Annotated in this window: 23 protein-coding genes; 16 read left to right on the top strand and 7 right to left on the bottom strand. The window is 32.4% G+C overall.

The features are described 5' to 3' along the window. Window positions 1-134: 134 nt before the first annotated feature. The 5 genes from HM984_RS01715 to HM984_RS01735 all read left to right on the top strand — a co-directional run bounded on the left by HM984_RS01715 (window position 135) and on the right by HM984_RS01735 (window position 6,784). Complete coding sequence (locus HM984_RS01715; protein ID WP_179347864.1) at window positions 135-1,223, top strand: peptidoglycan bridge formation glycyltransferase FemA/FemB family protein; 1,089 nt, start codon at window positions 135-137, stop codon at window positions 1,221-1,223. 736 nt (window positions 1,224-1,959) lie between these two features. After that, the gene (locus tag HM984_RS01720; RefSeq protein WP_179347894.1) at window positions 1,960-2,682 is read left to right on the top strand and encodes a TIGR02757 family protein; all 723 of its coding nucleotides are present in this window, start codon (window positions 1,960-1,962) and stop codon (window positions 2,680-2,682) included. A gap of 190 nt (window positions 2,683-2,872) precedes the next feature. Continuing rightward, window positions 2,873-3,913, top strand: coding sequence for a GMP reductase (locus HM984_RS01725; protein ID WP_115808632.1), 1,041 nt, complete (start codon window positions 2,873-2,875; stop codon window positions 3,911-3,913). 119 nt (window positions 3,914-4,032) lie between these two features. Continuing rightward, the gene (locus tag HM984_RS01730; RefSeq protein WP_179347865.1) at window positions 4,033-5,520 is read left to right on the top strand and encodes a S10 family peptidase; all 1,488 of its coding nucleotides are present in this window, start codon (window positions 4,033-4,035) and stop codon (window positions 5,518-5,520) included. Between the two features lie 82 nt (window positions 5,521-5,602). Further along, window positions 5,603-6,784, top strand: a complete 1,182-nt coding sequence (locus HM984_RS01735) for a sensor histidine kinase (protein ID WP_179347866.1) — start codon at window positions 5,603-5,605, stop codon at window positions 6,782-6,784. A gap of 67 nt (window positions 6,785-6,851) precedes the next feature. On the opposite strand, the gene HM984_RS01740 is transcribed toward HM984_RS01735, so the two are convergent. Further along, window positions 6,852-8,744 (bottom strand): M61 family metallopeptidase, encoded by a 1,893-nt coding sequence (locus HM984_RS01740; protein ID WP_179347867.1) that lies wholly within the window; start codon window positions 8,742-8,744, stop codon window positions 6,852-6,854. A gap of 85 nt (window positions 8,745-8,829) precedes the next feature. On the opposite strand from HM984_RS01740, the gene HM984_RS01745 reads away from it, so the two are divergent. The 5 genes from HM984_RS01745 (at window position 8,830) to HM984_RS01765 (ending at window position 14,183) form a co-directional block, all read left to right on the top strand. Further along, window positions 8,830-9,837 (top strand): glycosyltransferase, encoded by a 1,008-nt coding sequence (locus HM984_RS01745; protein ID WP_179347868.1) that lies wholly within the window; start codon window positions 8,830-8,832, stop codon window positions 9,835-9,837. A gap of 191 nt (window positions 9,838-10,028) precedes the next feature. Further along, window positions 10,029-11,954, top strand: a complete 1,926-nt coding sequence (locus tag HM984_RS01750) for a BatA domain-containing protein (protein WP_179347869.1) — start codon at window positions 10,029-10,031, stop codon at window positions 11,952-11,954. Continuing rightward, window positions 11,951-13,204, top strand: coding sequence for a dihydroorotase (locus tag HM984_RS01755; RefSeq protein WP_179347870.1), 1,254 nt, complete (start codon window positions 11,951-11,953; stop codon window positions 13,202-13,204). The genes HM984_RS01750 and HM984_RS01755 overlap by 4 nt, the downstream gene beginning before the upstream one ends. Beyond that, the gene (locus tag HM984_RS01760; RefSeq protein WP_115808625.1) at window positions 13,204-13,533 is read left to right on the top strand and encodes a magnetosome magnetite crystal formation protein family; all 330 of its coding nucleotides are present in this window, start codon (window positions 13,204-13,206) and stop codon (window positions 13,531-13,533) included. Before HM984_RS01755 ends, HM984_RS01760 begins: the two co-directional genes overlap by 1 nt. A gap of 5 nt (window positions 13,534-13,538) precedes the next feature. Continuing rightward, window positions 13,539-14,183, top strand: a complete 645-nt coding sequence (locus HM984_RS01765; RefSeq protein ID WP_179347871.1) for an alpha/beta hydrolase — start codon at window positions 13,539-13,541, stop codon at window positions 14,181-14,183. On the opposite strand, the gene HM984_RS01770 is transcribed toward HM984_RS01765, so the two are convergent. After that, on the bottom strand, window positions 14,180-14,686 hold the full coding sequence (locus tag HM984_RS01770) for a DUF4315 family protein (protein ID WP_257018430.1): 507 nt from the start codon (window positions 14,684-14,686) through the stop codon (window positions 14,180-14,182). The two genes, HM984_RS01765 and HM984_RS01770, sit on opposite strands and share 4 nt — an antisense overlap. A gap of 2 nt (window positions 14,687-14,688) precedes the next feature. Beyond that, entirely contained in the window at window positions 14,689-15,450 is a 762-nt protein-coding gene (locus tag HM984_RS01775) for an MBL fold metallo-hydrolase (protein WP_179347872.1), read from the bottom strand. A gap of 206 nt (window positions 15,451-15,656) precedes the next feature. Between HM984_RS01775 and HM984_RS01780 the strand changes: the two genes are divergently transcribed. Next, window positions 15,657-17,111 (top strand): TonB-dependent receptor, encoded by a 1,455-nt coding sequence (locus HM984_RS01780; protein ID WP_179347873.1) that lies wholly within the window; start codon window positions 15,657-15,659, stop codon window positions 17,109-17,111. An 84-nt stretch (window positions 17,112-17,195) separates the two neighbouring features. On the opposite strand, the gene bcp is transcribed toward HM984_RS01780, so the two are convergent. Beyond that, window positions 17,196-17,651 carry a thioredoxin-dependent thiol peroxidase gene (gene bcp / locus HM984_RS01785; RefSeq protein ID WP_179347874.1) on the bottom strand — a complete coding sequence of 152 codons (456 nt, stop codon included), beginning with the start codon at window positions 17,649-17,651 and terminating at the stop codon, window positions 17,196-17,198. Between the two features lie 46 nt (window positions 17,652-17,697). On the opposite strand from bcp, the gene HM984_RS01790 reads away from it, so the two are divergent. Both HM984_RS01790 and HM984_RS01795 read left to right on the top strand, forming a co-directional pair. Beyond that, window positions 17,698-18,357 carry an endonuclease III domain-containing protein gene (locus HM984_RS01790; protein WP_179347875.1) on the top strand — a complete coding sequence of 220 codons (660 nt, stop codon included), beginning with the start codon at window positions 17,698-17,700 and terminating at the stop codon, window positions 18,355-18,357. A gap of 120 nt (window positions 18,358-18,477) precedes the next feature. Next, window positions 18,478-19,029: a hypothetical protein gene (locus HM984_RS01795; RefSeq protein WP_115808620.1), complete on the top strand. Its 552-nt coding sequence runs from the start codon at window positions 18,478-18,480 to the stop codon at window positions 19,027-19,029. Window positions 19,030-19,051: 22 nt separating this feature from the next. Here the strand turns inward: HM984_RS01795 and HM984_RS01800 are convergent, their stop codons facing one another. Both HM984_RS01800 and HM984_RS01805 read right to left on the bottom strand, forming a co-directional pair. Next, complete coding sequence (locus HM984_RS01800) at window positions 19,052-19,195, bottom strand: hypothetical protein (RefSeq protein ID WP_179347876.1); 144 nt, start codon at window positions 19,193-19,195, stop codon at window positions 19,052-19,054. Window positions 19,196-19,252: 57 nt separating this feature from the next. Further along, a complete protein-coding gene (locus HM984_RS01805; protein ID WP_020897844.1) occupies window positions 19,253-19,837 on the bottom strand; it encodes an RNA polymerase sigma factor in 585 nt (194 codons plus the stop codon). Between the two features lie 316 nt (window positions 19,838-20,153). Between HM984_RS01805 and uvrA the strand changes: the two genes are divergently transcribed. The 3 genes from uvrA (at window position 20,154) to HM984_RS01820 (ending at window position 24,637) form a co-directional block, all read left to right on the top strand. Continuing rightward, entirely contained in the window at window positions 20,154-22,943 is a 2,790-nt protein-coding gene (uvrA, locus tag HM984_RS01810; protein ID WP_179347877.1) for an excinuclease ABC subunit UvrA, read from the top strand. A gap of 1 nt (window position 22,944) precedes the next feature. Next, complete coding sequence (locus HM984_RS01815; RefSeq protein WP_179347878.1) at window positions 22,945-23,601, top strand: hypothetical protein; 657 nt, start codon at window positions 22,945-22,947, stop codon at window positions 23,599-23,601. A gap of 232 nt (window positions 23,602-23,833) precedes the next feature. Beyond that, on the top strand, window positions 23,834-24,637 hold the full coding sequence (locus tag HM984_RS01820; RefSeq protein WP_179347879.1) for a hypothetical protein: 804 nt from the start codon (window positions 23,834-23,836) through the stop codon (window positions 24,635-24,637). A 239-nt stretch (window positions 24,638-24,876) separates the two neighbouring features. Here the strand turns inward: HM984_RS01820 and HM984_RS01825 are convergent, their stop codons facing one another. After that, on the bottom strand, window positions 24,877-25,947 hold the full coding sequence (locus tag HM984_RS01825; RefSeq protein ID WP_115808616.1) for a DUF3667 domain-containing protein: 1,071 nt from the start codon (window positions 25,945-25,947) through the stop codon (window positions 24,877-24,879). Window positions 25,948-26,078 lie beyond the last annotated feature (131 nt).

Here is a 26,078-nt window from a genome sequence, read left to right on the forward strand (position 1 = left end):
AAGAGCTTATTTTTGTTCCTGTAAATTACCTCTACTCTACACTAATAAAATATTTAAATTATTAAAAACTAAATGTTTAACGATAATAATTCATTAACTTTAATCAAATAATTAGATATTAAATTTTTATCAAAATGATTGAAATCATAACTGATAAGAAAGAATGGAGTGCACAGCTCGCTATGGTTGAGCATGCAGACTTTTACCATACCTATGATTATCACCATCTTTCTAAAAATGATGAAGAGTCACCTGTACTTATTAAATATACAGATGGACTAACAGCATTGGTTTTACCTCTTCTCGTGCGACATATTGAAAATTCCATATATAAAGACGCCACGTCTGTTTATGGGTATGTCGGTATTTTAAAAATACATATTGAAGCAAAATTCAACAAAGCAGATTTTCATAAAGAGCTAAACGACTACTTTTTCAAAAATAATATTATAGCCGTATTTTCAAGACTCCATCCTTATTTAGAAGAGTCTGAATCAATTCTTGATGGTTTAGGTAAAATTACACCTCTTGGCAAAGTGGTTAATATCGACTTAACAGAACCTATTGACCTCCAAAGAGCAAAATATAATAGAAGACTAAAAACGTATTTAAACAAATCGCGCAGGTCTTGCTCTGTATTTGAAGGCAATATTGAAGAACATCTAGAAACCTTCATGCAGCTCTATGCAAACACTATGGAACGTATTGATGCAGATGAAAGTTACTTCTTTGATACCGATTACTATTACAAACTTTTAACGAGTAAAGACATTAATTCTAAATTAATGCTTTGTAGACATAACAAAACACAAAAAATTATTGCAGGTGCCATATTTTTAAAAACAGGTCGTATTGTACAATATCATTTATCGGGAGTTAATGAAGATTATTTGGAACTTCAACCCATCAAATTAATTATTGATGAAATGCGCATTCAAGCAACCAATAAAGGTTACAAGTATTTTAATTTAGGTGGAGGAAAAGGAAGTAAAGAAGATTCCCTTTTTAATTTTAAAAAACGATTTTCAAAAAACTTTAAAGAATTTAAAATATGGCAGCATATTGTAGATAAAAGGGCTTATAAAACTCTAAGTGAAAATCACTTAGGAACTCAGGTCGAAAGCGATGACATTCATCGTGGTTATTTTCCTGCATACCGATCACCATTACAAATTATTTCTTCGTTTTTATTTGTAATTGAAGGCATCTGTCTTCAAATTTAAAAGAGGGTTTATGTTTTTACTATTCATATTTAATTTCCCCTTCTTCATTTAAAATAGGTTTAAATCACTTTATATAATGAATCACATGCTTTCTTATTGTATACATTAAATAGATACCTAAAGTGAGAACTGAAGTGTATATCAGTAAAAATATTAAAACAAACGTATAATCCTCATTTACAAAAACCGAACCCAATTCATTAAACGAACGAAAGATGGCAACCACAAACCATGGTATCCCTGACAGAAAGAAGCGACCATCAAACTTCCAAATATTAATGGTAACATAAATTGAAAGTAAAAGAGAAATCAAAGTCACAATATTAAACTGCACTAACAAATCAAAGATTGCGATTAATTCAAAAAGCAAATAGAATCCCCAAATTATAGACAGCAGTAAATGACTCTTTTTAAATTTTTCCCATAAAATATAAGAAGGTCTAGTTGCTAAAAAACGTTAAAGGTTTTCGTCATCCGTTCTTTCTTTGTAGTTGTTATAGATTACAGTTTTTGAAGCCCCTTGACTTATTTTATTAACTATCTATCTTTTTATATCATAAACAGATTTTAGCTAGGTTTATTTAATTTTGAAGCGAATTCTTCAATAATACTATAACAAATTTAACTTTTATCGTCATTTTCATTCTATAAAGAAGCTTTATTTTTACACTTAAATCCTATCATAAAATTGAAACTTAAAACATCAGAACTTAAAGATTTCTTAGACGAAAAAGTGATGCTTTACAACCATCCTAAGTTTATTGAGAGTGACCCAATTCAAATTCCACATCAATTCTCAAAAAAAGAAGATATTGAAATTGCTGCCTTTTTATCAGCAACCATTGCTTGGGGTAATAGAAAGAGCATCATTAAAAACGCAAATATGATGATGGAGTTACTAGACCACTCCCCTTTTGAGTTCATTACACAACATGAAGAAACCGATTTAGAACGTTTAGAGCCTTTTGTGCATCGTACTTTTAATGGTAATGATTTTATGCAGTTTATAAAAAGCTTGAAATACATTTACCAAACACACCATGGTTTAGAAGCTGTGTTTTCATCGCATTCTGATAAAGGTTCACTCCAAAATAGTATTCATCACTTCAAAAAAGTATTCTTCGAAATTCCACATTTAGAGCGCACACAAAAACATGTTAGTGATCCTCTTAAAAATTCTGCAGCAAAAAGAATTAACATGTTTTTACGGTGGATGGTAAGAAATGACAATACCGGAGTAGATTTTGGGATTTGGCAATCATTATCTCCATCGCAATTAAGCTGTCCTTTAGATGTTCATTCTGGTAATGTGGCTCGGAAATTAGGCTTATTGAAACGAAAACAAAATGATGGTAAAGCCTTAGCCGAACTAGATAAAGCATTACGAAAATTAGATGCTAACGACCCTGTAAAATATGATTTTGCATTATTTGGACTCGGAGTTTTTGAAGGTTTTTAGCGTTTTGTTCAAAATATTACACAAAAGCTAATTGTTGTTTTATGAGTACATACAGTATTAGTATACAGTCAGTTTTACTAATTCTTCTGCTATAAACAATTGTTAATAAAACATTGTAAGACAAACATAATTACAAACTTCCTTTTTCAAAGAACTTGTATTTTTGGGTATTACCAAATACTCCCCAAAGATGCATATAGAACACGATATAAAATTAGGCTTTAAAGATGTCATGATTCGTCCAAAACGCTCTACACTAAAAAGTAGATCTGAAGTCTCGTTAGAACGTAATTTCACTTTTTTGAATAGCACATCTACATGGACCGGTATTCCTATAATGGCTGCCAATATGGATACTGTTGGTACTTTTGAAATGGCTTTAGCTTTAAAAGAGCAAAAATTATTTACGGCAATACATAAGCATTATTCTTCAGAACAATGGGATACATTTTTGAATACAGCACCAAAAGACATTGTAAATTACATTGCCATTAGTACCGGAATAGGAACTCAGGATGCTGAAAATCTAAAAACCGTTTTTAAAAGTCACCCAGAATTAAAATTTATATGCATTGATGTTGCCAATGGTTACTCAGAACATTTTGTAAACTTTTTACAACAAACACGACAACTATATCCAGACAAAGTAATTATCGCAGGTAATGTCGTTACAGGAGAAATGGTAGAACAATTATTGCTCTCTGGTGCAGATATTGTAAAAGTCGGTATTGGTCCAGGTAGTGTATGTACAACGCGCGTTAAGACCGGAGTTGGTTATCCGCAATTATCTGCCATAATAGAATGTGCAGATGCGGCTCATGGCTTAGGAGGACAAATTATTAGCGATGGTGGCTGCGCAACTCCTGGTGATGTTGCTAAAGCTTTTGGTGCAGGAGCTGATTTTGTAATGCTTGGTGGTATGTTTGCTGGTCATACAGAAAGTGGTGGTGAACTTATAACGCGAAACGGCAAACAGTTTAAACAATTTTACGGCATGAGTTCTGCGACTGCTATGGATAAATATGTTGGCGGAGTTGCAGAGTATAGAGCTAGCGAAGGCAAAACAGTAGAAGTCCTATACAAAGGTGATGTTAAAGACACTTTACAAGATATTTTAGGAGGTATACGCAGCACGTGTACTTATGTTGGAGCACGACGTTTAAAAGAGTTAACAAAACGCACAACCTTTATAAGAGTTGCTGAGCAAGAAAATCAGGTTTATAACAGTTAAAGTCTTTGAGCTTTAATTAACATTTGTAAATATTAACTTAAGAGTAGGTCCGCTTGAAAGGTTCTAAATTCAGTTTTCGTTTTAGTATCTTTAAGCTTATTAAAATAAATCCAATCCATATGAAAAATCGTCTCATTATTCTTTTGTGTATTAGTTTTACTTTTTGCTTTTCTCAAAATTTAAAAATTCCTACAGATACAACCCTCATAACCAACCATTCTGTTACGATTAAAGGCAAACAAATCAATTATATAGCTGAAACAGGATTTCAACCCGTTTGGGATAATGAGGGTCAAGTGATTGCCTCTCTTTATTATACCTATTACAAAAGAACTAACGACGCTAAAGACAAGAATAGACCAATTGTGTATTCGTTTAACGGTGGGCCAGGTTCTGCTTCACTCTGGATGCATATTGCGTATACGGGACCAAAAGTTCTTAATATTGATACTGAAGGCTACCCTGTACAACCTTACGGCGTAAAAGATAATCCTAATTCTATTTTAGACGTTGCCGATATTGTATTCATAAACCCTGTAAATACGGGATACTCTAGAAAAGTAGCTGATAAAGAAGGTAAAATGCCGGACGATAAATTATTTTTCGGAGTAAATGCTGATATTAAATATTTGGCGAGTTGGATGAATACCTTTACCACAAGACATAACAAATGGCAATCACCTAAATACATTATCGGGGAAAGTTATGGAGGTACGCGTGTCATGGGATTATCGCTAGAATTACAGAATAATCAATGGATGTATTTAAATGGCGTAATTATGGTGTCTCCTGCAGATTATAAGGTTTTAAGAGTTGGCGGACCATTAGCGTCTAGCTTAAATTTACCGTATTATACCGCTGCTGCTTGGTATCATAAAATGCTAAACCCTACACTACAAAATAAAGATTTACTTGAAATACTACCTGAGGTTGAACATTTTGCGATTAATGATCTAATGCCTGCACTCGCAAAAGGTAGTTCAATTTCTAATGATGAAAAGCAAACCATTGCAAAACAGATGAGTTATTATTCTGGATTGTCGGAAAAAGTAATTACACAACAAAATTTAGATGTTCCAAATCGTTTTTTCTGGAAAGAATTACTTCGAGATAAAACCGGAGAGACGATAGGACGATTAGATTCTAGATATATCGGAATAGACAGAGTAGAAACTGGTACAAGTCCGGATTATAGTGCAGAACTCACCTCATGGTTACATTCTTTTACTCCGGCTATTAATTATTATATTCAGAATGAATTAGGCTTTAAAACAGACGTTAAATACAATGTGTTTGGTAACACAGGCCGATGGGATAACTCTAATGATAACACTAGAGAGAATTTACGCCAAGCAATGGCACAAAATCCTTATTTAAAAGTGTTGACACAATCTGGATATTATGATGGTGCAACCACTTATTTTTCTGCTAAGTATTCGCAATGGCAAGTTGATCCTAGCGGAAAAATGAAGGATCGTTTTTCATTTAAAGGCTATAGAAGTGGACACATGATGTATTTGAGAAATGACGATTTAATTAAAGCGAATGACGATTTACGTGAGTTTATTGAAAATTCGCTTGCTAAAGGAAAATCCGCAAAATATTAATCTTTATATACATTAATATCAGTTAATAAGTCCATATACCCACAGCCTACGTAATTATATTAGAACACTTAATTTTTTTAGAATGAAAGCCCCAAAATTCCCTACAAATGAAGAAGAACGTCTAATCGCTGTAAAGTCGTACAGCATTATAGATACACTACCAGAAAGCGATTATGATAATCTAACAGAACTGGCCGCAACCATCTGTGATGTTCCTATTGCCCTAATAACTATACTTGATAAACAGCGCAATTTTTTTAAATCTCATTACGGAATTTCTTTTAACGAATCTCCTAGAGAACTTTCATTTTGCGGGCATGCCATTTTAGAAGATGACATCTTTATTGTAAATGATGCTAGAGAAGATATGCGTTTTGTGGACAACCCATTGCTTGAAGAACAAAATGTTGTGTTTTATGCTGGTGTTCCGTTATTAGATCCGTCAGGATTTAAACTAGGCACAATATGTATTTTTGACCATATTCCTAGAGAACTAAGTGAGTCCCAAATAAAAGCTCTTAAAACCTTAGGAAAACAAGTTGTTAATCTTTTAGAATTAAGGAAAAAGAATACCAATCTAAATCTAATAAAAGGAGAGTTAGAAGAACGCAACACACAACTTAAATCTTTTGCTAGTCTTGTTTCACACGATTTAAAATCTCCTTTATCAAATATTATAGCCTTAACCGATTTATTAAAAGAAGAAAATAAAAATAACCTCTCTGACGATTCACTTCAATATCTAGATTATATTGAAGATTCTACAACAGTTCTTAAAGATTACATTGATGGTATTTTAATGTATTACAGCGCAGACGAACTTCTTACATCAATAAAAGAAGATATTAAACTAAGTGAAATAGCTGACGATATTAAGCATATTCTTATTTCCGATAATGTGAAACTTTTATTTAGTGATGTTGTAGTAAAAAACGTCAATAAGGCTGCATTATCTCAAATTTTAATAAACTTAGTCGATAATGCTCTAAAATACAATGACAAAAGAAACCCTTCAGTAGAAATTAAATACCAATTACTACCTACGCATCATAAGTTTAGTGTCATTGATAATGGTATCGGTATTCCTTTGAATCAACAAGAGGAAATCTTTGAAATATTTAAAACGATAAAAAACGATTTTACTAAATCTAATACAGGTATTGGTTTAAGTACTGTAAAAAACTTAGTTGAAAAACTTAATGGGCAGATTTCTGTAGTTTCAGAAATAGGAAAAGGAAGTGCCTTTAATTTTACCATAGAATAATAATTTTGCAAAAAAAAGCTGATAAACATATCGTCTATCAGCTTTATACCTTTTTATTAAAATATATCTATCCTTTTAACCAAGCTGTTCTCAACACTTTTTGTGCTTCTGTGGCGTTTTCATCTTCTATAATAGATTCACCTGCTGCATAAGCTTTAGTTAATGTTGTCTTTATCAATACGGGTTTTCCATCACGCTCTAAGTCCATCGTAATCTCCTCTCCTTCTTTCCATTCAAACATACCTTTTATAACATCATTTGCATTTATTAATGTTAATTCTCTTCCATTTACGTTCTTAATAACATCACCAGCTACAATACCTTGTGCTTTCCAAAAAGAGTTATTTAAAGCCATTGGTGAAAAGAAAATTGCTCCCTTTTCTTGGTCACCATCAAAAATAATATTCTGTCCACCAGCAAAAATATAATTAGTTTCTACTTCTGTTTCACCTAAAGTTAAACCAACCAATGCTAAATAATCATTATAGTTAATTGGTAAATCACCTTGAACGTGTGTTCTTAAAAACTCTCCAACACTTGGGTACGTCATAGCCGTAATTTCAGCAATTAAATTATCATCTTCAAAAGGCTTATCCTTTCCGTACTTTGCAGATAATTCTTTCATTAAGGATAACATACTTCTGTTGCCATCACTTTCATTTCGCATTAATATATCCACACACATTCCTATTAATGCTCCTTTATAATACACATTATAATAGTTGTCAGCATATGGTGCATCCAATACATTCTCACTCATAATAGTAAAACTCATAGCATCATCCCAACGTTTAGAGATGTTGATTTTAGAATATAATGTATTGTAAAACGAACTCTTATCTACTAGATCTTCATATACTTGAAAGTGTTGCGCAAAATACTCTGTTACACCTTCGTACATCCATAAATGCTTAGAAAATGTAGGCTTGTTATAATCAAAATAATGGACATCTTCAGAATGTACAGACAAAGGAGTTACAATATGAAAAAACTCATGTGCAATAACATCTACCAATGATTTTTTTAGACTTTCAGAACTCTCATTTTCGGCAAATACGGCTACAGTTGACGTGTGGTGTTCTAAAGCACCATATCCTTTAGGGTCATTCTCGCCGCCTCTAGATAAGTACAAATAAATATCGTAACGTGGTGTACTATTTATATCTCCTAAATAGCTTTTTTGTGCCTCCATCATTTTAAAGATAGTTTCCTTTAAACTCTCGGCTGTATGTTTTTGATTAGGCGAATAAAGACTTAACACAATTTTTATATCACCAACCATAAATTCTTCAACATCTAATTTTCCATACATCATTGGATTATCTGTAATATCAAAATAACGTTGACCAAAATAACTCGTTGTCATGGATTTACCATCCGCACTAACCTTAGTACCTTTCTCTTCTAATGCAGAAGTTCTAACAAAATCAGCAGGTGCAGTAACATCTACAGCATATTGAGCATTCTTCAATGAGTCAAAATACCCTATAAAACCATGAAGGTTTAACACAAAGTTATCCGCCTCAATATTTGTTCCTGCTGGCGAAAATGGCTCTTCTCCTCCAATACCACCAACGGTTTCAACATCGAAAGTGTCATTAACGTAATACTGAAGTTTATCTAATTTTGTAGCATCAGCAATGGTCCAAGTATTGTCATCTACCTTAATTGTGGCAAGTTCATTTCCATCATAATCGATGGCTTTAAAATCGTCTACATACTTTCCAAAATCACTAACTGAATAGTTTCCTTGTACAACTCTAGGCAATCTATATGTAACGGTTTCAGTGGTAAAACGACCAGGATTAATAGTTACTGGTACGCGATCATTATTTACAGCAGTTAAATCTAATGCTGTTTCTATAGGATGGCTTACGGCTAAATCATCTACTGATGTTTTTACAGATCCACAACCGACTAAAACGATACTTAAGCCAAGAATGGCAAAATAATTCTTCATGTTAAAAATTTTATTTTTTTTAATAGACGCACAAATCTACAATGTGTTACTATTAAAAACCTAAAGGTTTTGTTAAATTCGCAGTATGTCACAACCCTTAGTTAGTATCGTCGTTCCATTTAAAAACACAGAAGCATTTATTATTGAATGTATTACGTCAATTTTAAATCAAACACATACGAATTGGGAAGTTATTTTTATTGATGATCATTCTGATGATAATTCATATAAAATTGTTGAAAGTCATGCACAAACCGATTCTAGAATAAAACTTTATAAAAACGAAGGCAGTGGAATTATAGACGCATTACAAACAGCCTATAAACAAAGTAGCGGAACTTACATCACAAGAATGGATAGTGATGATATGATGACTCCAACCCGACTTGAAACCATGGTTAGCAATCTTGAAAAGCACGGTAGAAAACATTTAGCTGTTGGACAAGTAAAATATTTTAGAGCCGATGGCTTAAGTGATGGCTTTGCACGTTATGAGCAATGGTTAAATTCTTTAACTGTTGAAGGTGAAAACTATTCAGAAATCTATAAAGAATGCGTTATTCCCTCTCCGTGTTGGATGTTGCATCGCGATGACTTTGACGCTTGTGACGGGTTTAATTCTAATATCTATCCTGAAGACTATGAATTAGCATTCCGGTTTTACAAAGCTGGTTATACATGTATTCCTTGCGATAAAGTGCTGCTTCATTGGAGAGATTACAGTACAAGAACCTCTAGAACCCACGAACATTATGCCGAAAATTCCTTTCTAGATCTTAAAGTCCATTATTTTTTAGAGTTGAATTATGATAAGACGAGACCATTAGTAATTTGGGGTGCAGGACACAAAGGAAAAACTTTAGCAAAAATCCTTTTAAAAGAGAACATTCCGTTTTATTGGATTTGCGATAACCCAAAGAAAATAGGAAAACACATATACGACCAAGAACTTTATAATTTTGATTATTTAGCAGAACTTAAGCAACCACAAAGTATTGTAACTGTAGCTAATTCTGAAGCTCAGAAAGAGATTAAAAGTTATTTTGAAACCAAAAACATGGAACCGATGATTGATTATTTCTTTTTCTGTTAAAATTCTCAAAAGCGGAACGAGGTAATCACTAAGCATTCTATATATTTGAAGAGTAAAAAAAGTGGCTTAACAACTAAATGTCACATTGCGCGCAGTCGAAATGCATTGAACTAAATTTTCATTAGGTTTTCGACTGCGCTCAAACTGACAGAATAGTACCATTGTAAATTAGCAAACACAACTAACAACGCATGCAGTTTAAAAACCCAGAATTACTTTACGCACTATTTTTGCTGGTAGTTCCTATTCTTATACATTTATTTCAACTGCGACGATTTCAGAAAGTTGAATTTACCAATGTTAAGTTTTTAAAATCTGTAAAACTTCAAACTCGTAAAAGTTCTCAGCTAAAAAAATGGATTACACTATTAACGCGTATGCTGCTTTTGGCTTGTGTCATTATTGCATTTGCGCAACCGTTTATTCCGAATACTGAAGATTTTAACGACACTCAAGAAACGGTTATTTACTTAGATAATTCCTTTAGCATGCAAGCTAATGGTCGTAATGGCACCTTGCTAAATGAAACGATTCAAGATATCATCAACACCTTACCAGAAGATGAATCTATCAGTTTATTTACTAACGATGCGACGTATAGAAACACCACGGTAAAAGCATTAAAAAATGATTTAATACAATTATCACATTCACCAACGCAGCTCAACTATGATGCTATTTATTTAAAAGGGAAACAATTGCTTTCTAATCAATCTGCTGCAACACGAAATTTAGTTTTAGTATCCGATTTTCAACAAACTGAAACCCCTCTGAATTTTGAAAACGATAGTACCATTCAACTCAAATTGGTTCAACCAAAATCTACCTTAGCTACAAATATTAGTATTGATAGTATTTATGTTTCCAATTCTACTGCGGAAACATTAGATTTAAATGTAAAATTATCTAGCGCTACAGCTGCAATTGAAAATGTTTCTGTGTCCTTATTTAATGATGATGTGTTACTGACTAAAAGTGCTGTAGATATTGAAAACGACGCTGAAACAACATTTACCATAGCCAACAATAAACTAATAAACGGGAAATTGGTGATTGATGATGCAGGCTTGCAATATGATAATTCGTTTTATTTTAATATCAACTCCAAACCTAAAATTAAGGTGTTGACTATAAATGAAAATGCTGATGATTCTTTCTTAAATCGGATTTACACGGATGATGAGTTTGACTATAAAAGCTTCAAAATAAATACGCTTAATTTTAATTTAATTCCAGAGCAGAATCTCATTGTTTTAAATGAACTGAACGCGATTTCAAATGCCTTAAAAACAGCTTTAATAGCGTTTAAAAATGATGGAGGCAAACTAGTAATTATCCCTTCAAACAACATAGACTTAGAAACTTATAATCAAATATTTAGCGACTTAAACATTAATGCTTTTGGTAATCAGAATCCAAATAAAAAACAAATTACGAGCATTAACTATGACCATCCACTTTTAGCGAATGCTTTCTATTCTAAAGTCACTAATTTTCAATATCCTAAAGTAGAAAAGTCGTATGGTTTTTCTTCAAATTCAAATGCCGTTTTATCTTATGAAGATGGCTCTCCATTTTTAGTAGGAAACACAAATGCATACGCGTTTTCTTCAGCATTAAACTCAGAAAACTCAAACTTCAAAAATTCGCAATTAATAATTCCTGTGTTATATAATATGGGATTACAGAGTTTAAAACTGTCAAAATTATATTATACCATTGGGCAACCCAATACGATTGCAATTCAGACTGCTATTGGTCAAGATGATATTTTAACTTTAGATTTAGATGAGACTTCAGTTATTCCGCTTCAAAAAACATATAGTAAATCTGTCGTTTTAGAAACTGAAGATTTTCCGAATATAGCGGGCATTCTGAATGTAAAGAACAAGGAGACTATTCTTCAAAATTTAAGCTTCAATTACAATAGAGTTGAAAGCAACTTAAGTTACTACGATTTAAGTACTTTAAATAATGCTACAGTAGATCATAGCTTAGAAACGACCATTAATACTATAAAAAGTAGCACAAATGTTAATGCGCTATGGAAATGGTTTGTTATTTTTGCACTAGCATTTTTAATAGTAGAAATGTTACTTCTAAAATATCTTAAATGAACGCACTCATAAAATCTGCAACCATCGTTGATTCTAAAAGTGATTTTCACAATGAAACGGTTGATATTTTAATTGAAAAAGGTCGTATTTCCAAGATCGCTAAACACATTACCAATCCTAAAAATTATAAAGAAATAATACTAGACAACTTGCATGTATCGCAAGGTTGGTTTGATAGTAGTGTATCTTTTGGAGAACCTGGTTATGAAGAACGTGAAACCATATCTAATGGATTAAAAACAGCCGCGAATTCTGGTTTTACAGCTGTGGCTTTAAACGCTAATTCTTTTCCTGTAATTGATAGTTATGCGGATATCACATTTGTAAAGTCTAAAGCTCAAAATAATGCGGTAAGCCTCTACCCTATTGGTGCCTTAACACAATTAAGCAAAGGTGAGGATTTAGCTGAGTTATTTGATATGACGAATGCCGGAGCCGTTGCTTTTTATGATTATCAAAACCCAATTTCTAATCCTAATCTTATGAAAATTGCATTGCAATACGCAAGTAATTTTGATGGTTTGGTATGCTCATTCCCACAAGAATCTCGAATCTCGGGACTCGGAGTCGTCAATGAACATATTAATAGCACCAAATTAGGTTTAAAAGGAAATCCTGCATTAGCAGAAGAATTACAAGTAGCTAGAGATTTATTTTTATTAGAATATACTGAAGGCAAACTTCATATACCTACCATTTCAACTGCAAAATCTGTTGAATTGATTAGAGCCGCAAAAGCTAAAAAGCTAGACGTAACTTGTAGTGTTGCTATTCATAATTTAATCTTTACCGACGACGTTTTAGAAGAGTTTGATACCAATTATAAAGTGCTTCCTCCATTAAGAACACAGCCCGATTGTGAGGCTTTAATTGAAGGCTTAAAAGATGGCACTATTGATATGGTGACTACAGATCATAACCCTATTGACATTGAGCATAAAAAAATTGAATTCGATTATGCGAAATACGGAACTATCGGATTAGAATCGGCTTTTGGTGCGCTGCAAACACTATTTACCACTAAGAAAACTATAAGCCTTTTAACACAAGGAAAATCTAGATTTAGAATTTCAGACACCACGATTAATGAAGGTGAAATTGCTGATTTAACGTTGTTTAATCCTGATTCTACTTACAAGTTTGGTATTAATAATATTACATCGCGTTCTAAGAATAGTGCTTTTTTAGGAACACCGCTTAAAGGTGAAACTTATGGTATTATCGCTAACGATAAAATTGTTTTAAAATAATGGATCAAAATACAATAGACGAAGGTAAAACTTTAGGTTTAGTTGCTTACTTAACCTTATTTGGCACTTTAATTGCGTTTTTTATGAATAAAGACAAGCGTAATCCGTTTACAGCATTTCACATTAAACAGGGTTTAGGATTAGGTTTAATGTACATCGTTATTGCTTTTGTTATTAGCAGTTTAGATAGTATGATGATTAGCATGTCCTTTTGGATTTTTTTTTCAGTATTATATCTCTATGGCATATACGGAGCCATAACAGGTAAACTTAATAAGATACCATTACTTGGTGATTTCTTTCAAAAAGCATTTAATACTATAGGATAACAATTATGTCGAAACTACATTATATTACAAGACCTTCTTCTTTAAAAGAAAATGCACCACTTTTAATTATGTGCCACGGTTACGGAAGTGATGAAAATGATTTATTTTCTTTTGCTTCAGAATTACCAGAAGAATTAATGATCATATCTTTAAGAGCACCTTATCCAATGCAACCTTATGGAAACGCGTGGTATGCTATAAATTTTGATGCAGACAAAGGTAAATGGAGTGATAATGAACAAGCGAAACAATCTGTAAATCTGATTGCTGAATTTATTGATTATGCTTGTGGGACTTATAACGTAGATTCAAAAAATGTAACCCTTTTAGGTTTTAGTCAAGGTACTATTTTAAGTTATGCTGTGGCATTAACGTATCCTGAAAAAGTGAAGAACATTGTGGCTTTGAGTGGTTATATTAATGAAGATATTTTACCAGATACAATAGACGAAAGTACGGTTTCTCATTTAAACTTCTTTTGTTCTCATGGTTCCGTAGACCAAGTGATTCCTGTAGATTGGGCTCAAAAAGCACCTGTGTTTTTAAAAGCTTTGAATATTAATCATGTATATTCAGAATATCCTGTTGGACATGGAGTTGCACCTCAGAATTTCTTCGATTTAAAAGCCTGGTTAGTTAAGTATATCTAATTCAATTTAGGATATAAGAAATACTCAACCAATTTATATTTAAGGTCATTATTTTCATCTATGGAATAAGTTAGAAAAATTTCGCCCCATAATGCACCATCTGTAAAATTGGCTACAATCCATTTATGATTCATTACTCTAACTTTATTAATCAATAATTTAGAATCTGTAGTAGACACATAAGGCACCATTGGGTGATCTTCGCCCTCATAGTCATTCATGTTATAAAGTCCTTCTACAATAGCAGGAATTAGTTGCTCAGTATCATAACCTAAAGCTTCAAAATAATTATAGGCATCCTCATTTCTATCGATGCTAAAATAACTCAACTCAAAGTTTTGCTCTTCTAAAGTCTTCATAGCCGCTTCTTTTTCAGAAACTTTAGCCTTAACTTTTACGATATCTGCTTCGTATTTTTCAATAATATTTTTTGAATTCACATATTGAAAAACAAGTAACAATAGTGAGAAAATGAATAAATACATTAAAATTTTATTCTTCATATCTAAATAGTAATTTTTAAATTATCGTAAGCTAAAAAAACGTTTTCTGGCAATGTTTTTTGCACATCATCATGAAACCCTAACAAATGACTTATATGTGTTAAATACGTACGCTTAGGTTTTACTTTGGCAATAAAATCTAAAGCTTCTTCTAAATTAAAATGTGAAATATGTGGTTTTATACGTAAAGCATTCACCACTAAAACATCTAAATTTTGAAGCTTTTCTATTTCAGAATCAGCAATCGTTTTCATATCTGTTAAGTATGCAAAATTATGAAATCGATAACCAAAAACCTGAAGTTTATAATGCAAACCATCAATAGGAATAACATTAAGGTTACCGGCTAAAAATGGTTCGTTCTTAACTTCGATTTTAGTGACACTCGGCACACCAGGATACTTATTCTCTGTGGTAAAAATATAATCAAAACGTTTCTCTAAAGCATTAAAAACACGCTGATGGGCATACAAATCGATATCTCCTTGTCTAAAAAAGAACGGTCGAATATCATCTAATCCCATGGTATGATCGGCATGTTCATGTGTGAAAATAATCCCGTCAATTTTAGAAACTTCAGCTCTAAGCATTTGCTGTCTAAAATCTGGACCACAATCTACCACAAACGTAAAATCATCCCATTCTACTAATATTGAAACACGTAGGCGTTTATCTTTAGGGTTGTCACTTAAACACACAGGATGATCGCTTCCTATAATTGGAATTCCTTGTGATGTACCTGTTCCTAAAAATGTAACTTTCAATATGCTTTAGTTTAATAAAATTACTTCGAATTGAAAACCCCTTAAAAAATCAGTCGTATTTCCTTTATATATCATCATAAAGTGAAAAAATGACCTATTCAAATGTTATATTTTCAATTTGGAGATCCGACGACAAAAATAAACTTATTTTTTTGTTTGCAATAGTAAAACAGTACCTTTGCCAAAACGATGCATACCCAATATCTATGAAGGACATAACGTACACTGGTGACTCAGATTTCGAAAATATTCCGTCTCTAAAAGACAAAGCTTTACGTATTAATCTTAATGCTGACATTTACGGAACGTTTTCTGAAATTGGAGCAGGACAAGAGACTGTACGTCATTTTTTTAGAGCAGGAGGTGCATCTGGTACTATTGCGAAAGCAATGTCTGCTTACGACAAGGATTTTAGTGATGCTATTTACGGAATTGAAGATGATAAGCGTTATGTAACTGAAGCGCGACTTCGAAAGATGTTAAATCACGAAGTGAATTTAATGGAAGAGCGAATTACCAGAGAGAAACACCCTAATAAAATATTTTTCTCTTATGCTAACACTGTTACAACTATTGATTTTGCAAAACAATTTAAAGGTCATGGTTGGGTTGGCATAAAATATCAAGTAGGCCCAAACCAAGAGTATAACGATATCATTATTCACGTTCGTTTTAAGGAAAATGATGCACGTTTACAGCAAGAAACACTTGGTAAATTAGGAACTAACCTAATATATGGTGCATTTTATAAATACAATCAGCCTCGTAAATTATTACGTTATTTATACGATCATTTAGACAAAGATCAATTAGAAATTGATACGATTAATTTCTCTGGTCCTGTTTTTGAAAATGTGGATAACCGTTTAATGAGTCTTCAGCTTGTTAAAAATGGTATGACAGATGCCGTAATGTTTGCTCCAGATGGAAATAACGTTTTACCGGCACGTGTACTTTATAAAAAGAACATTTTAACCTTAAGAGGTAGTTTTAGACCTGTAACCAAAGTTAATATGGACATGTTTGAGAAATCTTACGAAATGTTCATTAAAGAGAATAAGGTCGAAAAAGAAAAAACACAAGTTATTTTTGAAATTACCTTATCTAACTTAAGGGCAGAAGGTAAAATTGATGAGCAAGATTTTATGGATCGTGCAAAACTCTTATGTTCTTTAGGACAAACTGTATTGATTTCTAATTTCCAAGAATATTATAAATTAGTAGAATACTTCTCTCAATATTCTAGAGCTAGAATGGGGTTAGCCATGGGAGTAAATAACCTCGTTGACATTTTTGATGAAAAATATTATCGTCATTTAAGTGGAGGAATTCTAGAAGCCTTTGGAAAATTATTTTACAAGGATTTACGTGTGTATTTATACCCTATGGTAAACAATGATGGTAGCTTAACTACTAGCGAAAACCTAAAAGTACATCCTCGTATGAAAGAGCTTTATAAGTTCTTTAAATACAATGGAAAAGTAGTGGACATTACAGATTATGATGCCTCTAACTTATCTGTGTTCTCAAGAACTGTTCTTAAAATGATTGTGGACAATGAAAAAGGATGGGAAAAAATGTTACCAGAAGGAGTTTCGAAATTAATTAAAGAAAAGAGTTTATTTGGCTGTGAATCTGAAGAGGTTATGCATAAAAATTAATATCAAATTACATAATAAAAAAAGCGACCATTCATCTACTAAACGTAGTATAATGGTCGCTTTTTTTTGTTTAAGAATTATGTCTTATTCTCCTAATATTTGCTCTGCATGCGCTTTTGTTTTCACCTTTGCAATGACATCTTCTATAACTCCGTTTTCATCTATAACAAATGTCGTGCGATGAATGCCATCATATTCTTTACCCATAAATTTCTTTGGTCCCCAAACTCCGAAAGCTTCAATTACAGCTTTATCTTCATCTGCTAATAATGGATATTGAAACTCGTATTTGTTCTTAAAATTAGATTGTCTTTTAGCACTATCCGCACTTACTCCTAAAATTTCATAACCTTTAGTTTTAAATCGCTCATAGTTATCATTAAGGTTACAAGCTTCTGCGGTACAACCCGGTGTACTTGCTTTAGGATAAAAGAATACAACTAATTTTTTACCTTTATAATCTGATAATGAGATCGTATTACCAAGTTCGTCTTTTGCTGAAAAATCTGGTGCCTTATCTCCTACTTTTAAATGTGTCATAATTACGTAAATTTGTATTAAATCTCTGATTAGGTAAAAATACAAAATGACTAAACAAGAAAAAGTAAATTTCGTTATAAATACATTGTATAAATTATATCCTGAAATTCCCGTTCCATTAGACCATAAGGATCCATATACATTGTTGATTGCCGTTTTAATGTCTGCGCAAAGCACAGATGTACGCGTCAATAAAATAACACCTCTATTATTTGAACGTGCAGACAATCCTTATGATATGATTAAGTTGAGTGTTGAAGAGATTAGAGAGATTATAAAACCTGTTGGCTTATCACCCATGAAAAGCAAAGGGATTCATGGATTGTCACATATCTTAATTGACAAACATAATGGTGAAGTTCCAAAAACGTACGAAGCATTAGAAGAATTACCAGCTGTTGGACACAAAACGGCTGCTGTGGTTTTATCACAAGCTTTTGGAATACCTGCGTTTCCTGTAGATACACATATTCATCGTTTAATGTATCGCTGGAATTTAACCAATGGTAAAAACGTAGTACAAACCGAAAAAGATGCCAAACGCATATTTCCAGAAGAGCTATGGAACGACCTACACCTTCAAATAATATGGTATGGTAGACAATATTCACCTGCCCGTGGTTGGGACTTAGAAAAAGATATTATTACGAAGACTATTGGTAGAAAATCCGTTTTGGATGACTATTATAAAAAGAAGAAGAAATAGTGTTCCGTATTCAGTATTCAGTGTTCAGTGTTCAGTGTTTCGATTGTAGCTAGAACCTTCATAGAAATTAAATAGGTGCATTGGTACAATTCTTGATGCCTTATCAGAAACCATTAATCAATGAAAAAACTAATCATTCTCCTTTTAGCTTTTGTTGTGACTTCTTGTATTCCGGTGAAAGTTGCACCTAAATTTAAGAATCAAGATTATAAGATAATGCAGGCTAAGAAGTTTCAAAAGAAAATGCCTAGAGAAACAGCTTTCATTTTCAAAGATTCAAAAGATGCCGAGGAATTCTACAATTACATCAATAAAAAATACAGATTAAATGATATTGATGTTGGTTACAATGTGCCTTTTCAACTAAATGGTGAAACCCTTTATTTATCTTATCATGAAGCCGAACGTACAGATAAAAACGTAAATCTTCCTCTAGTTTTAATTGATGCAAAACGCGAAAGCAACGGAAATTCAAGACTATTTGAGGACAACTACACAAGTAGAACTGGTCATTGGTATATTATTCTAACAGTTTATGACAATGACATAAAAAACTGTTTAAAGGAGAAACACCCATTAAAAGAAAAAACTATTCAATATCTTAAAGATTTAAAACAAGAATATCTAAATACTCAGAACTACGAAGAATTGCTTTTAACAAAAAAATCCTGACTTTTTACATCAGGGTTTTTTATTAATTGAGAAGCGCTTCAAACTTCATTTTATTATAATCTATAACACTTAAAGCTTTTGAGTAATTCAAAAGGAAACGTATCGTTTCATCTTTTGGTATTAGGTTATTATGTTTTGGGGAAGCATGAGAGTAAATTTTTGCCATTTTAACAATTTAAGAGTTTATATATAGCAAAAACGCACTTCTATGTGCTTTATTGTATCAATTGGTTAAAATGATATTGTTTTGGTCAATTACTTTACGCATATTAATTAAGGCGTAACGCATTCTTCCTAAAGCCGTATTAATACTTACACCTGTACGCTCAGAGATTTCTTTAAAACTCATGTCTTGATACATACGCATTAAAAGCACTTGCTTTTGGTCTTCTGGCAATTCTTCAATAATACGTCTTACATCAGATTCCACTTGGTCTTTTATAAGTACTTTTTCAGCATTTAACGTAGAATCGCTTAATACAGAAAAAATACTAAACTCACCTGTATTATCGAATTTTGGCATACGACTATTTTTTCTAAAGTGATCGATAACCAAATTATGTGCAATACGCATAACCCAAGGTAAAAATTTTCCCTCCTCGTTATATTTACCGCGTTTTAAATTCTTAATAACCTTAATAAAGGTATCCTGAAAAACATCTTCAGTAATATCTCTATCGTAGACTTTAGAATAAATGAAACTGTAAATTTTTTGCTTATGCCTTTCTATTAAAATTGAAAGTGCATACTCATTGCCATTAATATAGTTGCTGACCAACTCTGCGTCTTGGATAAGTTCTTTTTCCATAATAATTACTTTAGTACTTAGCAGTTGCTTACTAAGTTTGGGGTTACTAGCTGTTTTCTAAAAGTAATATTATGCTATACGCAGGTGTTTTTAAATTGTGAATACGTTTCAAATATAACAACAATCATTCCAATTAAGCAAAGAAAAGGACTAAACTTTAACATTTTGTCGGATAAAGCACTCCTTTTGCGGATGAAAACTAAATCATATGATGCACTCTTAAGTCCAACTCTCTTGACCTAACGAAATGTAGCAGTTATCTTAATCTTTATTTTGTATTATAGTATCTTTGCAAACTTAGAGATCAAAATAACCTATGAATACTACTAATTTAGACGTTAGCCCAAAGGAAAATATCATAATTAAAGGAGCAAGCCTTCACAATCTTAAGAATATTGATGTTGTTATTCCACGTAATAAATTGGTTGTTATTACAGGTTTATCAGGTTCTGGGAAGTCGAGTTTAGCCTTCGATACACTTTATGCAGAAGGTCAAAGACGTTACGTAGAAAGTTTAAGTAGTTACGCACGCCAGTTTTTAGGACGACTCAACAAACCCAAAGTAGATTATATAAAAGGTATTGCTCCGGCAATTGCGATAGAGCAAAAAGTAAACTCTACAAATCCACGTTCAACTGTTGGTACAACGACAGAAATTTACGATTACCTAAAATTATTATTTGCACGTATAGGAAAAACCTACTCTCCTATTTCGGGTGAGGAAGTTAAAAAACATACCGTTTCGGATGTCATTAATTATATTTCAAAATTTGAAGAAGGCAGCAAATTATTACTTTTAGCTCCTATTATATTAGAAGAAGGCCGAACGTTAGAAAACAAACTTCAAACCTTACAACAGCAAGGTTATGCCCGTATAAAAGTAAAAGACGATGTTGTTAGAATTGATGATGCCTTAAAACAAAACATTTCTTCAGTTGATGATTTATTTTTAGTTGTGGATAGAATTGTCTTTAAAAATGAAGAAGATTTTCTAAATCGATTAGCAGATGCTGTCGGGACTGCTTTTTATGAAGGAGTTGGTACATGTTTAATTGAATCCCTTTTTGATAAAAAACAAACCGTATTTAATAACAAGTTCGAAATTGACGGTATGTCGTTTTTAGAACCTAACGCACATTTATTCAGTTTTAATAATCCTTATGGAGCTTGTCCAAAATGCGAAGGTTATGGTGATGTTATTGGTATTGATGACGATCTCGTCATTCCAAATACTGAGCTATCAGTTTTCGAAAATGCCATTTTCCCTTGGAGAGGTGAAAGTATGAGCTGGTACAGAGATCAGTTGGTTAATAATTCGCACGAATTTGATTTCCCTATTCACAAACCTTATTTTCAATTAAGTGACGCCAATAAAGCCCTCATTTGGAAAGGTAATAAGTACTTTGAAGGTTTAGACACGTTCTTTACTGAACTAGAATCGAAAGCTTATAAAATTCAGAATCGTGTGATGCTATCGCGCTACCGTGGTAAAACAAAATGTAATGTTTGTAAAGGAAAACGCTTACGTATTGATGCCAGTTATGTAAAAATAGATAAAGCAACAATCACCGATTTAGTTGATCTACCTATAGATGAATTAATTGTGTTTTTTGAAAAATTAAAGTTGAACGAGAGTGATGCTAAAATCGCAAAACGTTTGCTTACCGAAATTAATACACGATTAGAGTTTTTATCTAATGTAGGCTTAAATTATTTAACCTTAAATCGAAAATCTAACACACTTTCTGGTGGAGAAAGTCAGCGTATAAACTTAGCGACATCATTAGGGAGTAGCCTAGTTGGTTCCATGTATATTTTAGATGAACCAAGTATTGGCTTACATCCAAAAGACACGGAACGCTTAATTGATGTTTTAAAATCTCTACGCGATTTAGGAAATACAGTTATCGTCGTAGAACATGATGAAGATATTATGAAAGCTGCGGATTCCATTATTGATATCGGACCAGAAGCCGGAACTCTAGGCGGTGAAGTGGTTGCTGTTGGTAATTTTGAAGAGATTCTATCTGCAGATACACTCACCGCGAAATACTTAAATGGAGACTTGGAAATTGAAGTCCCGAAAAAACGAAGAACTTCAAAATACAATATCGAAATTGTTGGTGCTCGCGAAAACAACTTAAAAAATGTAACGGTTAATTTTCCATTAGAAATGCTAACGGTTATTACAGGTGTTTCTGGTAGTGGAAAAAGTACATTAATTAAAAAGATATTATTTCCAGCCATTCAAAAAAAGCTTACCGGATTTAGTGATAAAATAGGTCAGGTTTCAGAAATAAAAGGCAATCACAGCAATATTCAACATGTAGAATTTGTAGATCAGAATCCTATTGGTCGATCGTCGCGTTCTAATCCTGTGACATATATTAAAGCCTATGATGACATTAGAGCCTTATATGCGTCTCAAAAATTAAGTAACATTCGTAATTATGCTGCCAAGCACTTTAGCTTTAACGTGGATGGTGGACGCTGTGAAACCTGTAAAGGTGAAGGAGAAGTTACTATCGAAATGCAATTTATGGCAGATGTGCATTTAACTTGTGAAACCTGTGGTGGTAAACGCTTTAAAAAAGAAGTCTTAGAAGTTAAGTTTGAAGGCAAATCTATTGATGATATTCTAAACCTTACGATTGATGATGCTATAGATTTCTTTAAAACTCATAAACAAACTAAAATTCAAGGAAAGTTACAACCGCTGCAAGATGTTGGTTTGGGCTACGTTACTTTAGGACAGTCCTCTTCTACCCTTTCTGGTGGTGAAGCGCAACGTATTAAGCTCGCTACATTTTTAGGAAAAGGAAGTAAAAGTGATAATGCGCTTTTTATATTCGATGAACCTACAACCGGACTTCATTTTCACGATATAAAGAAGTTATTAAAATCGTTTCAAGCATTAATTGCCAAAGGCCATTCTATTATAGTCATTGAACATAATATTGATTTAATAAAATGTGCCGATTACATCATTGATTTGGGACCTGAAGGAGGAAAACACGGAGGACAACTCGTTGCTTCGGGTACACCTGAAGACATCGTAAAAAACAAGAATTCGGTTACAGGAAAATACCTTCAAGAAAAATTATAAGATGGATTTACCTGAAGGTTTTCATAAGGAAGTTATTGAAGCTAGAGAAAATGTGCTAAGTAATACTAATAGTACAGAATCTAAAGTTTCAACCTCTCCTTTCAAACCTGGTGGAGCCAGTTTTAAAACGAATGTTTTAATTCAAGCATCTCCTTCTAAATTAACATATAAACCTTCAATTGGTGCCGCACTCTTCAGTTTTATATTTTTAGCTGTTGGTTTAGGGGTTTTATTTTATGCCCTATTTCCCTTATTTCAATCCCATATAGAATCCGTTTCTATTAGCTGGATTCTAGTTCTTTTTGGTCTCATTTTTTTTGGCGCAGGAGCTTTCATGTTTTACAAACCGAGAGTTTTCGACAAGCAACAAGGTCTTTATTACACCACTTACGCATTCAAAGGTTATCAGTCCAAAAGAAAACTATCTAAAGATTATTTATCATTACAATCAATCATTGCCATTCAAATTATAGGAGAGCACGTAAAAAGTGACGATGGTTCTTATAAAAGTTTTGAACTTAATTTAGTTTTAGAAGATGCTTCTCGAAGAAACGTCGTGGATCATGGCAACTTAAAAGCTATCATTAACGATGCTGAGATGTTGAGCGAATTTCTAAATATTCCTATTTGGCATGCGAGTTCTATGAATAGTTTCTAGCTCACTTTTCTTCACTAAGCATTACAATTATCTATTACCATATTAAAAACTACTTAAATTATATAGCTAGTGTATTTCCTACTTATTATGATGTGAATGCGAGATTATATCTCGCAATTTTCTTGCATAAGATTTTAGTAACTGTTCTTATATTTTCTTCAGTTATAAATAGTTTTTTTTAGAAAGAATAGAGAATGAATGCTTCAACTAAATAATTATATTTGCCCACTATATGATAGAGTTTCTATTCTTAATTAAGTTAATCGTAGCCATAGCATTTGTTATAGGCTTATCGGTTATTGCTGAGAATGTAAGCCCAAAAGTTGCAGGAATTTTATCAGGCTATCCTTCTGGTTCTGCTATAACGTTATTCTTTTTTGGATTAGAAGTTAACCCTGAATTTGCAGCAGAAAGTGCCGTTTATAATATGATTGGATTGAGTGCCACCTTATCCTTTGTTTATATTTATTACATAGCATCAAGGCACTTTAAAAAATATAATATTCTATTGTCTTCTTTGTGTGCCATAATTGGCTACTTTGTTATTGTTTCATTGTTACAACGTATTGAAATTAATAAATACATCGCCATATTAATTCCGATTGCATTTTCATTTCTATACATCTATCTTTTCAAAAGTATTAAGAATATTAATATCCAGACTAAGGTAAAACTCAACTATAGAATTCTATTTGTGAGAGCCTTTTTTGCAGCCTTAATTATTTTGGTAATTACGAGTGTCCCAAAATTTGTAGGATCTACTTGGGCTGGACTTTTTTCTGCTTTCCCTACCACGCTTTTTCCTTTAATGTTAATCATTCATTTTACCTATTCAAAAGAACATGTACATACAGTGATTAAAAATGTGCCATTTGGTATGTTTTCGTTAATCATTTATTCATTAACAATATCAATCGTCTACCCCTTATTTGGAATATATATAGGTACCCTTATATCATTTGGGGTAGCAACAATCTATCTCGTTGTTTACAAAAAAACATTAAACATTATAGACAAAAGTAAACGCACCTATTAATTCATACGCTTAGTTCCTGTGTCTATGTTTTGTTAAGTTCTGCAGAACGACTTGTTGTTTTCATAACTCACTTTACTGGTCATAAAGGCTGTAGTTTAAGAAAAACAAAAAAATTATAAAAGGAAGCATTTTAATGTTAAAACAACAAGCAGCAACCTACTGTAATATTGATAATTACGCCCTTAAATATTGTGTCAATTATACAGTTTTATTTTTTGGCACACTGGGTCTTTTAATGATTAGTAGTACAAAAACGAAATAATTCCTAAGATCGTAAGCGAAAACGGTAATACAAGCGACATAAATAAAAAGCCAATTACACCCGTTTTAACGAAACTTAAAAGCCAATGCTGTCTATAAAATCTTGCTATTGCAACTACTAAGTAAAAGAAGGTTGAAAATGCAATAAGCCAATCTATCCAATCTGGTATGTCTATTAACCATCTATTTATTGAAAACATGATACTAAATAAGGTGAACAAGAAGGAAAAATAATAAAAACTAAACACCAAATGATGTGAATATCTACCTTTATTAAAAAAGAATAGTTTCAATAAAAGTGCAAAAAGTGGCAATAAGAAAAACATAGCTAATGGAATGCTATCTATAAAGGTTTGGTAAATTTGTCCAAGTCCCATGGTTTTATAAAACTTAAGTATTTGACTATAAAACTTTCGTTTTATAGAACCTGCATTATCAGACATTCCCATATGTTTATATAGCGTTTCATCCGATGCTCCTGTAGCAATTATGGAGTCCATTTCCCTTTCATTAAAAGTAAATGATGTTCCAAAATTCTTTTTAGGCACTTTAATTCTTGAGAGGGAATCTATAACTTTTAAATCATCGTCATCTAATCCTATGGTGAAGCTATTATCTCTGAGGGGTTTTAAATAATTATTTATAGCAATAGAATCTTGAGGAATACTATCTTGGGTTAAAACTTTTTCAGATCGACTCGCCAAGACTTCTTCCATGCCTTTATCTATATCTTCTCTGAATTCTCTAGAATAAAAACTAGATAAAAAGAAAAACACCACTGAGATAAACAAATACATCTGGGCAGGATGCAGATACATTAAACGTTTTCCGTTTATAAATTCCTTGGCCAAATAACCAGGCTTAAATAGTAAAGGAAAAAAACTTTTAAAAAAGCGTGCATCAAAGGAAAAGTAATTACTAATGGTATTATAAAACAAAACACCTATCGTAAGTTCGTCATTTGATTTTTGACCACAATGTGGGCAAAATTGAAAATCCGCATCAAAAGGTTGCTCACAATTTTTACAGTCTACTTGGTTGGTACTCATAATTGATGGTTAGTCTGGTTTAAAAGTAGTAAAATATATGACACCCTCAATTGTTTGATGGTTGTTGAATTTTACCGAGATTATATCACACTGTTTTTAAACCGACATAAAAACCTCAGAAACAGAAATAT

This window comes from Winogradskyella pacifica, assembly GCF_013403915.1.
GTDB classification, from domain to species: Bacteria; Bacteroidota; Bacteroidia; order Flavobacteriales; family Flavobacteriaceae; genus Winogradskyella; species Winogradskyella pacifica.